This window comes from Acinetobacter sp. ANC_7682 (assembly GCF_056779795.1).
Genome location: NZ_JBWYIQ010000001.1, coordinates 125,990 through 139,116 on the forward strand (window position 1 = coordinate 125,990; position 13,127 = coordinate 139,116).

Consider the following 13,127-nt stretch of genomic DNA (forward strand, 5'->3'; position numbering starts at 1 on the left):
GTCAAGTATTTTTTCTAAAAACCAACTAAATTAATCGGAATTAAATATGGCGAGGATTTAAACAGATAAAACTTTATTATTTTAATAAATAATCAATAAATTATACACGATTAAAGCCACGAAGAGAACCGAAACTATCCCGAACGCAATATTGATACGTTTTTGGTTGGTTTGCATGCGACGAATACGATTTTTATATTGTTTTACCTCAACTTGAAGTGTATTGATTTTAGATCTTTGTAAGTCAATTTTTTCAAGTAATGGTGCAATGCGTTTTCTCGAAGCCTTTGTATCTTGGTCTTCAGAAGCTGTTGTTAACCAGTTTTTCCAATCTGAAAGTAATTTCGGTGTTGAGAGATGTAATGCTAAATCTCTGAATTCGTCTTTAAGGGTTTGATCACCTTCAATACGCATTTTTTTCAAACTTCTGCGGTTTGCAAACCCGAAAATTTGAATGATATCGACTAAAGTACTACTTACCTTGAGGTCAGGTTCTTTTTCTGGCGCTTGAAGGTCAAATAAGATGCCTTTATCCGTAAATTGGATATAGAAGTCAAAATAGGGGATATAGCTATTCATTTTAATTGTAATTTGTTGTTCTACAAATTTTTTTGCTTGAAGGCGAACAACATGGTCATGTTTTAAGACGAAAGAATAGAATGTCTCTAAAACTAACATAACAATGTTAAGCAACAAACGGGTATGACCTTGTTGTTGTTGCGATTCACTCATAAAAAAATCCTATTCAAATTTAATAAATCTAAAAAGTTCTATTAACACAAACTTAAATTAAGTCTAAGATTACATCATTTATCATTGCTTTGTAGAACAGTTTTGAACAAGGTTCAATAGCGATATTTGATATTATCAATGTATTTTATGCACGAATAGTCAGTTTAGAGGCTAAAATATACAGGAGTGTAACGGTGGATCAAGATGTAAATAACAATAAAGAACAGGAATTAATGGACAACTCACAACCTGCAAACTCACGTAAAACAAAGCATCAACGCAAGTCCACACTTGATTTTCGTAAATATACTAAACAAATTTGGCTTGCTGGTTTAGGTGCTTTTTCTCGCGCAGAGGAAGAAGGTAATAAAATGTTTGACTCTTTAGTCAAAGTTGGTGAAGAGCTTGAATCAAAAACGGTTGAATTTACAGATCAAACAGTAAACAAAGTTGCGGAAAAAACTAAAGAGTCTGTTACGGATAAAAAAGATAAGGTGGAAAAACTTTTAGATCATGGGGTGAGTACTTCGCTTAATCGTATTGGGCTCGTCTCAACTAAAGATGTACAACATCTTGAGAATATGATTTTAGATATTCACCAGAAATTAGATGTGCTCATTGCTGAAAATCAAGCTTTACGAGCCAAACTCGAAAAAAAATGATGGATTTAGAGATAAAACTGTAATTTTGGTATTTTTTGTCGCTTATTTTGATCAAAACAGGTCGAGCAGTATTGCGTTTCCCCCCAAAGCATTGCTATAAAGTCGTCATGGCCTTTTAAAATACAAGCCTTGGATTTTAAACAAACGATATAAGAGGACGTAATCTTCATGAATAAATCAGAATTGATTGATGCGATTGCAGAGAAAGGGGGATTGTCTAAGACTGATGCTGGTAAGGCATTGGACGCGACTATTGCTTCTATTGGCGAAGCGCTGAAAAAAGGTGACTCTGTTACTTTAGTAGGATTTGGTACTTTCAGCGTTAAAGATCGTGCTGCACGCACTGGTCGTAACCCGAAAACTGGCGAAGAATTACAAATTAAAGCAAGCAAAGTTCCTAGCTTTAAAGCTGGTAAAGGTTTAAAAGATTCTGTAGCTTAATTCTTATTAAGTCCAAAACGCGCCGACTTGGCGCGTTTTTTATTAAAAAGAAAATTTATGGCTTCATCTGATATATTCGGTTTGGATTATCAGTTAGAATCGCTTTGAAATAAAATATTGGAATACCTATGGAATCGTTTCGTAAACTCATTAAAGGGTGGCTCGGCAAAGTCCTTCTAGTATTATTTTTGACACCATTGGCATTGGTCGGTATTGAAGGCTATTTCGGTGGTGGAAACAAAGATGGGATTGCTAAAACCGTTAATGATTTAGAAATTTCTAATAAAGAGCTAGAAGTTCAAACGAAGAATTATAAAGATCAATTCTTACAAATGGTTCAAGGTGATGAATCACTTCTGAATCAATCGTATATTGAACAAATGGCTCTAGATAGTTTAATTGATCGTGCTTTATTGGTTCAGCAGGCTGAAAAGTTAGGCATCAGTTTAAGTGATGCTCAGATTGAACAAATGATTGCTCAACAGCCAAGTCTGCAGGTTGATGGTAAATTTTCACAACAAGCTTATGAAAACTATCTTCGATCAATTAATATGACGAGCCAGGGTCTAATCCAAAATTTAAGACAAGATCATGCGCTTCAAATGTTAGTTTCAAGCATTCGTGATAATTCTTTGGTAAGCCAAAGTGATATTCAGCAAATCGCAAATCTACAAGGTGAGCAACGTACGTTATTTATGTCATCTGTAAAATTGGATGATTACAAAACGTCTGTAAAAATAACTGATGCTGAAGTCGCTGCTTATTATGAAAAACATAAAGTGCTGTTTAAGCAACCTGCCTCAGTTGATCTTGATTATGTATTGGTAACGCCTGCTATGGTAGCAAATGCCACAACAACTGTTACAGATGCAGAATTAAAACAAGCTTATGATCAATATGTAACTCAACAAAATAAAAATGCCAAAGTTGAAGTCCAACATATTTTGATTACAACAGATAATCGTACTGCGCTTGAGGCTGAAAAAATAGCCAATGATGTTTATGCAAAAATTCAATCAGGATTATCTTTTGCAGAGGCTGCTCAACAGTATTCTGAAGATTCTAGTTCCAAAGATAATGCGGGTCGAGTTGATGGTTATGAAGCCGGTGTATTCGGTGATGCTTTTGATAATGCAGTTCAAGCTTCAAAAGGTACGATTTCTAAGCCAGTAAAAACCGATTTTGGTGTACATATTATTCAAGCTAAAGCTGCTCAAGTGAATGTTGCTAGTTTTGAGTCTGAAAAAGCACGTCTTGAAGCTGATTTATTAAAATCTAAAAATGCCAATGCTTATTCTGATCTAGTAAATGGTTTGAATGAGCTCGTTGTAAGTAGCGATGCTTTAGATGTAGTCCCTCAGGAATTAAAATCGGCTAAATTGGTTACTGCGAATAATGTAACTCTTGCCACTCAAAATACAGTCCTAGCGGATCCTGCTGTAAAAGCTAAGATCTTTAGTCAAGATGTAAAAAATGGTGATCGTAATGCGACCAGCAATATACAATTGGCGAATGGTGATACAGTTTGGTTGAAAGTTCGTGAATACCGTGAAGCTGGTGTTCAACCTTTATCAGTAGCCAAAGCGAAGGTTAAAGAAAAGCTGTTGAATCAAAAGGCATATGAAGCTGCTCAAGCAAAAGTTGCTGCAATGTTAAAGGATTTTAAAACACTACCTTCACAGCAGGTTTTAACTAAGCATCAGCAATCTTTCGTAAATGCAGGTGTGTTTACTCGTTCTCAAGGTCTTAAACGAGAAATTGAACGTGCTGCATTTAGTGTGCCTGCACCTAAAGCAGGAATGTGGTCTGTGACTACAGCTCAATTACCAAATGAAATGGTAATTATCGGTGTGGCTGAGGTAAAAAAACCATCTATGGATTCGATTTCGGCTGAAGAAAAACAGCAGCTTGCACAGCTTTATCAAAACTATCGTGGTACACAATTACTTAAAGATTACACTGAGTATTTAAAGTCAGTTGCAAAAATTAAGTAACTCACCAGTAATTCTATCTTCATAAAAAAAGCACTTCGGTGCTTTTTTTATTTTGCTATGATTTATTTAATTCGATTAATTCAAATAAGTATTCCGATACTGGCTTGGACTGCATAGATAATGTTTTTTGAAGGCTTGACTAAATGCAGTCTCTGATGAATAACCAACTTTGTGCGCGATTTGTTGGATTGAAAGCTGGCTCAAGCGTAAAAGTTGACTGGCTAATCTTAAACGGTGTTTCTGTAAGTATGCTAATGGTGTTTCATTCACCATATTTTGAAATAAATGAGCGAATTTTGAACGCGACATAAAGCAAGTTTCTGCCAATGATTCTACAGTCCAGTTTCGTTCTGGTTGGCTGTGAATCGCTGAAAATGCAGGGCTCAATTCTGGGTGAGTAAGTGCATTTAACCAGTTATTCTGATCTGTAAGCGTGGAAATGTAATCTCTCACGCATTCGATTAACATAATACTCACCACGTGATCCATAATCTTATGGCGACCAGGTCGGTTCATCTTGGTTTCATCAGCCACGAAATAAAGCCCGATCCTTAACCACTCCGGCTCTCTAGCATTCAGTGCATTGTTTAAATGGATATAAGTGGGTAAGGCTTGAATCAATGGTCCACCCATAATACTGTCCATGTTAGATCGTATACTGAAGATGAGAGATTTCTCAGATTTATCATCTTCGTCACCGAGGATAATTTCATCATCTCTTAAACCTTTAAATAAATGATCTATTTGAGTAATGTTGACTAATGTTTGTTCTTGATGGCTATAGGCTTGATGTGACATTCCAGAAGGAATAATTGCCATATCTCCAGCTTTTAAGTGTAGCTGTTCGCCATTTTGAAATTTAAAAAAGGCTTCACCGTATAATAAAATATAGGTAATCATGGCTGTTTGATGACTTAACTCAAAAGCCCATTTACCTTGTGCTTGAAGGTAGAGATATTCCGTATTTTTGAGGTGAATATCTTCAAAAACTTGACTGAGGGCATCCATGTTTTTCGTATATTCCCTATACGCTTACAATTGCTGAATCTTAACATGTGTAAAGATTTCTATAATGTATTTTAGCTTCAAAATCGTTGTGGAAATACGACTCAATAGCTTTTTTGGACGATTACGACTGTATTTGAAATTTGAAATGAACAAAGATAAAAATAAGAAATAGAAAAGGAAAATTGCAAGTGAATGCAAAGGTAAAAGTTGAAGAGTTATTGAGTCAGAACCCGATAGCGCAAGGCTTACAACTGGATAAGAAGCGTTACTTATGGTTGCTTAGTCCAGCACTACCTGTATTAGGGATGGGCTTTTTGGCTGGATATCAATACGGACCTAAAGCAACTAAAAAATTGTTTGCATTAGGTGGACCTTTATTATTACACGTAATTATTCCCACCATTGATGCTTTGGTCGGTACTGATGAGAATAATCCGAGTGATGAGCAGATCAAAAAATTAGTCAGTGATCCTTACTATGATCGTATAGTAAAAATGTTTGTTCCTTTACAATATGCAGCCAATTTTTTTGCTGGATACGTGGTCTCTCGTAAAGAAACCCCATTGTTGGATCAGTTGTTGATTGGTTGTACTATGGGGTTGATCAACGGTATTGGTGTGAATACTGCCCATGAACTATGCCATCGACCGAAGCGTGCAGATCATTATTGGTCACACGTGACACTAGCACCACTTGGATACAATCATTTCCGTATTGAGCACCCATATGGGCATCATAAGCGCGCAGCTACTCCAGAAGATCCAGCGACTTCTAAGATGGGTGAGACCTTTTACGAGTTTCTTCCAAGAACCATTAGCGGTGGCTTGAAGTCAGCAATACAGATTGAAAAACATCGATTAAATCGTAAGGGTGAGTCGTTCTTTTCACTGAAAAATGAGTTATTTCACGGCGCAGCCATTAGTGCAACTTTTCACGCAACGATGCTAAAACTGTATGGTAAGAAAATTTTACCATTCTTAGCCATACAGTCACTTTACGGTGTGACTTTATTTGAAATGGTCAACTATCTTGAGCACTACGGCTTATTGCGAGAAAAGAAAGAAGATGGAAGTTATTCGCGTACTATGCCTGAACATAGTTGGAATAATAATAACATCACAACCAATCTATTCTTATACCAGTTGCAGCGCCATTCGGATCATCATGCTTATCCGACACGACCATTCCAAGCATTGAGAAACTTTGAAGAAGCGCCAGTGTTGCCAAGTGGATATGCGACGATGTTGATCCCAGTTTTAATACCTAAGTTATGGTTTAAAATTATGGATAAGCGCGTATTTGACCATTATGGTGGCGATTTAAATAAAGCCAATATTCATCCAAAACGACGAGCAAAAATTTTTAAAAAATTTGGTGTTATTGATAAATTATTGGGCTAACACTCAAAAATAAAAAAACCGACCATGGGTCGGTTTTTTTATAATACTTTTAACATGCGTATTTCGCATGCATCACTATGTCCAGTATTTCCTAATGGGTGTTGTAGATGTTGAAAACCTAATTTTTCATATAATTTTACAGCCTGCCAGAGAGATGCTGTGGTTTCGAGATAAATTTGCGTGTAACCCTGATCTCGTGCAAATTGGATACATTTTTCTAGAATTTGTTTTGCAAAACCCAAACCTCGTATTGAGGGCATAAAATACATTTTTTGTATCTCTAGGGTGTTTTCGTGGCCCAGCAAAGGTGCAATGCCCCCACCACCAAAGACCTCGTGTTGGTCATTGCTAATAACCCAATATATGGAGTGAGGTTTTGTATAAACGTCATAGAGTTGATCTAGAATTGGATCTGCTACTGCGAAGCCTGATTCAGCAGCGAGAGCAAACTCCACTGAGACTTCACGAATGATTTTTGCAATATGGGGATTATCTTGGGGTTGAATAGTTCGAATAAAGTACATAATTGATGAAACTTAGTAAATCTTCACAGAGTATATCTAAGTTTCATCGGAGTTGAGTTTAATTCAACGTGATTTATTTCAATTCGCTTGATGATTTTCCAAGTTCACGGCGCGCAATAATAAGCTGTTGAATTTGTTGTGTACCCTCGAAGATATCTAGTATTTTGGAGTCACGCGCCCATTTTTCCAACAACTCATCTTCGGTATAGCCTACACTTGCAGCAAGTTCGACACACTTCAATGTAATTTCATTACAAATTCGTCCAGCTTTCGCTTTTGCAATTGAAGCTTCACGCGAGTTAGGCTTTTTATTGTCAGCCATCCATGCAGCTTTTAGGGTTAATAAACGAGCAGCTTCCCATTCTGCTTCCATACGATAAATCTGAGCTGCAATATTTGAGGATTGAAGGTAGGGGGTGGCATATTCAGCATCTAGTTGGTCTTTAAAAATTTCCTTGATACGCTCTAAAGACGCTTTAGAGCACCCAACTGCCATTGCGGCCACAAGAGGGCGTGTATTATCAAAAGTTTCCATGACTCCAGCGAAACCTTTTGCAACATCGATTTCAGCATTGCCTAATAAATTTGCAGCAGGGACACGACAATCGATAAAGCGAATGACAGCAGTATCTGAAGCTTTAATTCCGAGTTTATGTTCAAGACGTTCAACGGTCATGCCAGGCGTGCCTTTAGGAACAACAAATGATTTGATTGCTGCACGCCCAAGTTTTTTATCGAGTGTTGCCCAAACCACGATTGAATCAGCTCGTTCACCAGAAGTGACGAAAATTTTCTCGCCATTTAAAATATAATCATCACCATCTTTAGTCGCTGTGGTGCGTATTGCTGCAGAATCAGATCCACAGCCTGGCTCGGTAATTGCCATCGCAGCCCAAGTTCCTTTGAAGCGTTCAAGTTGCTCTTCATTGGCTACAGCAGCAATTGCAGAGTTACCTAATCCTTGGCGAGGCATGGTAAGTAATAAACCAGTATCGCCATAACACATCTCAATTACACCCAAAGCAGTAGACATGTTCACGCCATTTTTGTTGCCTTGAGTCGTATCTCCACGTTTATTGACGGCAGCGCCAGCATTCATGCCATCGCCACCTTCATTCATACCATCCAATAGGGATGCTAACATGTCGAGTTCTTTGGGATAAGCATGTTCAGCTTTATCATATTTGCGTGAAATAGGGCGAAGCACGTTTAACGCTGTCTGATGAGCTTGATCAACAAGCATTTTAAATTTTTTCGGATTTTCTAAATTCATCATCTTTGTCCTTAAATTTTTATTATTTGATTAAGCATGTAAACCAGAATGCATAATGGCAGTAGCACGCAAATCTCGATACCAACGTTCAACTGGATGTTCTTTGGTAAAGCCATGTCCACCTAAGAGTTGTACGCCATCAGTGCCAATTTTCATTGATTTTTCTGCGCATAAAATTCGTGCTAAATATGCTTCGCGATGGAAACTTAAACCTGATTCTGCACGACTTGCAGCATTCAAAACCAACATTTTCATAGCATCAATTTCAATAGCCATATCCGCGATCATAAATGCAACACTTTGACGGTGGGATATTGGTTCACCAAATGCGGTGCGTTCATTGGCATACTGAACGCAATATTGTTTAACCGCTTGGCATGTACCCACTGCCATTGCACACCACATTAAATTGCCCAGATCAATGAACGCTGAATAATCAAAATCTTGCTCATTTAGTTTAAATGCTGGTGTGTTGTTAAATTTTAGGCTCACAGATTGGGTTGCTTTAAGCCCCATTGCTGGATTTGCTTTATATGAAATCGTTTCATTTCGCTCAACAATGAAAACCTGAGCTGTTCCATCTAAATCTGCGGAAACCAATAAAAGATCTGCCTGCTCACCTAGAATAACGATAGTTTTTTCACCATTAATGACAAAATGATCGCCTTGGCGTGTCGCTTTTGTTTTTAATTGGAAAGGGTTGAAAGCAGGTGTATTTTCCTGAACAGCAAAAGTTGCAAATAGATCATCTTGTTCGCTAAATGCCGACAAATACTTATTTTGAATCTCTGCTGAACCCCACTGTGTAATTGCATTAATGACTGAGAACGTGGAGAGTAATGTAGCTGTTAATGAGAAGTCACCTTGTGCAAGTTGCTCTGTGATCAGCACATTTGTAACCACATTCTTTTCTGAAGCAACGCCGCCGTATTGTTCAGGCAATGCATAATATTTGACACCTAAATCTTTAAATTGAGCCCATAAGTTTTCTGGAAAAGTAGCTTGGTGGTCGGCTGTATGTGCTAGGGGGTAGAGAACTTCATGAGCAAATTGTTGCATCGCATCAACAGTCATCTGTTGTTCTTCAGAAAGGCTGAGATCAAATAACCCTTTTTGCTGATTGGATAGACGTTGAGTCGGAGTATTGGATTTTTGTTTAAAAATTTTCTGTGTAGAGCCCAAGGTTTTAAATCCAGCCTTAGAACCTTGATAAAGCGAGCGTTCGATAATTTTTCTTAGTTTTAATTGATCGATTAAATCACTGCCTGCGAGCTTAGTGATCAAGGCTAAGCCTAAACCTTGCGCTTTGTTTGCGATATCATTCATTGTTGTAAATTTCCTGATGGTTTTTTTATACAACAAGATCGTGACATGTGTTTAGTGAAATGACTATGTCGAAAATGACTAGCTTAAAAGACTTTTTTGACCAAACAGATAAATGGTAATTGAATAGGTATTCTAATGAAATTTAAGATATATTCTTTTTAGTAATTAAATTTTTTATTTAATAAATTGACCATAGTGACACGATAGATCACTATGGTCTTTGTTCCTTAAACATATGATTGGATCATTTTGCGCACATTTGTTTTTGCTTCGATCACAGTCATGAATGTATATGCACCTATGAACTTACGACTGATGAACATAAATTCTTTCGGTGGAACTGAAAAATAGCGCGATGCCATCGACTTGGATGCTCGTTGCATCACACGGCTATGCAGTTGGCTTTGTTTCCAATCATAGCGCTGCTGTTCATCCATAATGCCTGTTGGTAGGTCTGGATTATTGCTATAAGTACTAAAAGCTTCAGTAGCTAGAAGGAACACTTTTGCCATGTCGGGTTTAATGCTTAATGGCATTGCATCGAAAAACTCATAACCTGTCATAGCATTGACCATGGCTTGAGCATCATGATGATAGCCCGCGGTAATTAAATTACGAGCTACCTTGAGGAGTTGATCATCAAATTGACGGATCGCACCGAAGTCTAAAAGAATGATTTTATCTTCAATTTGCGCGCCGTCACCTAAGCGTACTAGGTAGTTACCAAAGTTAGGATCAGTCTGCATCTCGCCCCATTCAAACACTTCACGAACGGCAATTTCAAGCGATGCTTCACCTAATTTGTTGCGACGCTCCTGAGGGAGTGAAAGCATGACTGGGCTATTAATCGGAACACCACGCTCAAAAGTCATACAAAGCACTTGATCTGTACAATATTGATCAATAATTTGTGGAACAACATAACGCGGATCATCTTTTAAACGCGCTCTAAAACGACGTGTTGTTTCAGCTTCAATTTTGTAATTTACTTCACGGTGCATCATTTCGCGAACCTCATCAAACCATTGATCAAATTCACGAGTTTGAGGAACCATGCGTGTAAGTTTGAGCATGTTCTTAAACAAGCTCATATCTGAGTCAATTGCGCTTGCTACACCTGGATATTGAACTTTGAGCACCAATTCAAGACCATCAGACTTACGTGTTGCACGGTGAACCTGTGCTAATGATGCGGTGCCTAAAGGCTCATGATCAATGGTGAGATCATCGAGTTTAGAGCCAAGTTGGTTGCGCAGTTGCTCATGGATCGCAGGCCACGCGAGGGCAACGGTCTGATTATTTAAAGTGTTTAAAGCTTGCGTGATCTCTTCAGGTAGAAAATGCTCACCATATAACGCCATCATTTGACCAATTTTGACGATAGAGCCTTTTAATTTACCGATTTCAGCAACAAGATAGTCAGCTTGTTCTTTCATCGCTTGTTTACGTTTTTTTTCTTTTTCTTCTTCGCTTGAAAAAATAGAACTCGCACTTGAAGCAGCCCAGCGTGTGCCAGCCAGTAGAGAAGCTTTCGCAATCGAAAGACGGCGATCCATTGAAGAAGTTTTTAATTGTTTAAGCTTTTCATTCTGATCTGACATGAAGTTTAGGTCCTTTAAGCGAATCGCGCAGAGAAATCATTGTATTGAATATTACATGTTATGAACGTATTAAAATAGTTCAAGTATTTCAATATCAGGTGTATAAATGGTCAATTTATTCAAACTTAAATAGCCTAAGCTTTTTAAAGTCGATATTTAACTGGGAGTTGAGCTCGAGTAGACAGAGACACGCGATACTCAGAGATGAATAACTTCATTAAGTTGACAACAGTTTCATGAATAAATCCAAGGGCATATGCTTTGATAATAATGACGCTAGGTAAGCTGAAGAAAAAATATTTAACATCATCCAAACTTGGATTTTCAAAAATTTGATGATCCATCAAAAATTGCTTAAGAAATTGTTTTTCTGTTGTGACACGAGGGGAAGAATCATCACTCCAGTAATTTTGACGCATTGCCATTAAATTATTGTGTTTATAACTCATACTTTAACTTTTGAAATTCACTTTAACTTTTATTAGTTTGAGTCTAAATTTTCTTTTTCAAGTCTGGTGAGCTTTTCGAGAGTCAAAAAAAAGCGGGCAAAGCCCGCTTTTTTTAACAGTTAATTAAACTGCTACGATGTCAACAGCGTTAGGACCTTTAGGACCTTGAGTTACGCTGAATTCAACTTGTTGGCCTTCAGCCAAAGTTTTAAAGCCTGAACCTTTGATTTCGCTAAAGTGAGCAAAAACGTCAGGACCGTTTTCTTGTTGGATGAAACCGAAACCTTTAGTTTCGTTGAACCATTTAACTGTACCTTTAACAGTATTAGACATAATAGGAATCCTAATAAAACTTTAATGTTATGAGTTTGAACTCAATGATGTAACTTGGAAAAAAAATGAAACTTAAAATCTGAAACCAAACGTAGGATTATGACTAACACTGCGAAATAAAAGATTTAATGAAACAACATAAATTTTCTAGTTGGCTTCGAGTATACACGATTATTTTCAATATCGTTAGTTTTAATCAACTTTCTCGCTATTTTAAAACCTGAATGAGTAGACCTTATTCAATGGATAATTCTAACTATTCAAATTTTCAATACAAATTTGCCGAATAACACGGATAGAACTTTTTATTAATAGGATAAAACAAGGTATCATAGACCGTTTTTAAAAAATTGACCTTGGAGACGCCTTAAGTGGATCGACCGACTATTAGCCCTGAACATCTACAGGAAGCCGCTGAAAACTTAACAACTATTCGAGATTTTATTCGTTTTGGAGTTACAGCATTACGTCAATACGATGCACACTTAGGTCAAGGTACTGAAGATTATTTTGCTGAAAGTTCTGCTTTAGTTTTACAAACTTTGTCACTAGACTGGAATGCCGATGCTGAGATTTTAGACTCAAAATTGCTGCCAAGCGAAGTTGCGGAATTCTTGAGTTTACTCGAACGTCGTATCAATGACCGTGTTCCTACTTCATATTTATTAAATCTTGCTTATTTCTTTGGTAAACCATTTTATGTAGATGAGCGTGTACTGATTCCACGCTCACCAATCGTTGAGCTGATTGAAAATCGTTTTGCACCTTATTGTTTGACTGAAAATGGTGAAATGGGTGAAGCGGTCAATAATTTGCCAGTGAATCCAAATCCTAAAACTCCACAGCGTATTTTGGATATGTGTACTGGCTCTGGTTGTATCGCAATTGCTTTGGCATATGCATTCCCTGATTCTGAAGTCGATGCTACTGATATTTCAAAAGAAGCCCTTGAAGTTGCACAAATCAACTGTGAGCATCACAATAAACAGTATCAAGTCGCTTTATTGGAATCTGATCTTTTCGCTAAAATACCTGCCGAAAATCAATATGATTTAATTGTTTCTAATCCGCCGTATGTCGATGCTGAAGATATGGCAGATTTACCAGATGAGTTTCATCACGAGCCAGAATTGGCATTGGCAGCGGGTCAAGATGGTTTGGATCTTGTGCGTAAAATGCTGGCTCAAGCCGCAGACTATTTAACTGAAGATGGTTTAATCGTCATTGAAGTGGGCAACTCAGAATGGGCGATGAAGCAAAACTTTAATACTGTTGATTTCTACTGGTTGCAATTCCAACGTGGTGGGTCAGGTATTTTTGCACTGACTGCAGCACAATGCCGTCAATATCGTGATTTATTCATTCAATCTGTTCAAGTTTAAAG

Annotated in this window: 13 protein-coding genes; 5 read left to right on the forward strand and 8 right to left on the reverse strand. The window is 37.5% G+C overall.

Going from position 1 to position 13,127, the window contains the following annotated elements; all coding sequences use genetic code 11:
* Positions 1-81 precede the first annotated feature (81 nt).
* Complete coding sequence (locus tag AC1M9D_RS00620; protein WP_180027820.1) at positions 82-732, reverse strand: hypothetical protein; 651 nt, start codon at positions 730-732, stop codon at positions 82-84.
* Positions 733-965: 233 nt separating this feature from the next.
* Between AC1M9D_RS00620 and AC1M9D_RS00625 the strand changes: the two genes are divergently transcribed.
* From AC1M9D_RS00625 to AC1M9D_RS00635, 3 genes are all read left to right on the forward strand, one after another.
* Positions 966-1,394, forward strand: coding sequence for a phasin family protein (locus tag AC1M9D_RS00625; RefSeq protein ID WP_092766445.1), 429 nt, complete (start codon positions 966-968; stop codon positions 1,392-1,394).
* A 168-nt stretch (positions 1,395-1,562) separates the two neighbouring features.
* Positions 1,563-1,835 (forward strand): HU family DNA-binding protein, encoded by a 273-nt coding sequence (locus tag AC1M9D_RS00630; RefSeq protein ID WP_035263613.1) that lies wholly within the window; start codon positions 1,563-1,565, stop codon positions 1,833-1,835.
* A gap of 128 nt (positions 1,836-1,963) precedes the next feature.
* Positions 1,964-3,829, forward strand: coding sequence for a SurA N-terminal domain-containing protein (locus AC1M9D_RS00635; protein ID WP_481589963.1), 1,866 nt, complete (start codon positions 1,964-1,966; stop codon positions 3,827-3,829).
* 75 nt (positions 3,830-3,904) lie between these two features.
* On the opposite strand, the gene AC1M9D_RS00640 is transcribed toward AC1M9D_RS00635, so the two are convergent.
* Entirely contained in the window at positions 3,905-4,837 is a 933-nt protein-coding gene (locus tag AC1M9D_RS00640; protein WP_092766332.1) for an AraC family transcriptional regulator, read from the reverse strand.
* A gap of 188 nt (positions 4,838-5,025) precedes the next feature.
* Here AC1M9D_RS00640 and AC1M9D_RS00645 point away from each other — a divergent pair, with 188 nt between their 5' ends.
* The gene (locus AC1M9D_RS00645; RefSeq protein ID WP_035263607.1) at positions 5,026-6,237 is read left to right on the forward strand and encodes an alkane 1-monooxygenase; all 1,212 of its coding nucleotides are present in this window, start codon (positions 5,026-5,028) and stop codon (positions 6,235-6,237) included.
* Between the two features lie 38 nt (positions 6,238-6,275).
* Here AC1M9D_RS00645 and AC1M9D_RS00650 read toward each other — a convergent pair whose 3' ends face one another.
* From AC1M9D_RS00650 to AC1M9D_RS00675, 6 genes are all read right to left on the reverse strand, one after another.
* Positions 6,276-6,761, reverse strand: coding sequence for a GNAT family N-acetyltransferase (locus AC1M9D_RS00650; RefSeq protein WP_180027823.1), 486 nt, complete (start codon positions 6,759-6,761; stop codon positions 6,276-6,278).
* A 73-nt stretch (positions 6,762-6,834) separates the two neighbouring features.
* On the reverse strand, positions 6,835-8,034 hold the full coding sequence (locus AC1M9D_RS00655; RefSeq protein WP_481611277.1) for an acyl-CoA dehydrogenase family protein: 1,200 nt from the start codon (positions 8,032-8,034) through the stop codon (positions 6,835-6,837).
* A 30-nt stretch (positions 8,035-8,064) separates the two neighbouring features.
* Positions 8,065-9,360, reverse strand: coding sequence for an acyl-CoA dehydrogenase family protein (locus AC1M9D_RS00660; protein WP_481611278.1), 1,296 nt, complete (start codon positions 9,358-9,360; stop codon positions 8,065-8,067).
* 227 nt (positions 9,361-9,587) lie between these two features.
* Positions 9,588-10,961 carry an ABC1 kinase family protein gene (locus AC1M9D_RS00665; protein WP_092766329.1) on the reverse strand — a complete coding sequence of 458 codons (1,374 nt, stop codon included), beginning with the start codon at positions 10,959-10,961 and terminating at the stop codon, positions 9,588-9,590.
* A 143-nt stretch (positions 10,962-11,104) separates the two neighbouring features.
* On the reverse strand, positions 11,105-11,410 hold the full coding sequence (locus tag AC1M9D_RS00670) for a hypothetical protein (protein ID WP_481594617.1): 306 nt from the start codon (positions 11,408-11,410) through the stop codon (positions 11,105-11,107).
* Positions 11,411-11,533: 123 nt separating this feature from the next.
* On the reverse strand, positions 11,534-11,743 hold the full coding sequence (locus AC1M9D_RS00675) for a cold-shock protein (RefSeq protein ID WP_035263597.1): 210 nt from the start codon (positions 11,741-11,743) through the stop codon (positions 11,534-11,536).
* A gap of 371 nt (positions 11,744-12,114) precedes the next feature.
* Between AC1M9D_RS00675 and prmB the strand changes: the two genes are divergently transcribed.
* A complete protein-coding gene (prmB, locus tag AC1M9D_RS00680) occupies positions 12,115-13,125 on the forward strand; it encodes a 50S ribosomal protein L3 N(5)-glutamine methyltransferase (RefSeq protein WP_035263595.1) in 1,011 nt (336 codons plus the stop codon).
* The last annotated feature ends 2 nt before the right edge of the window (positions 13,126-13,127 follow it).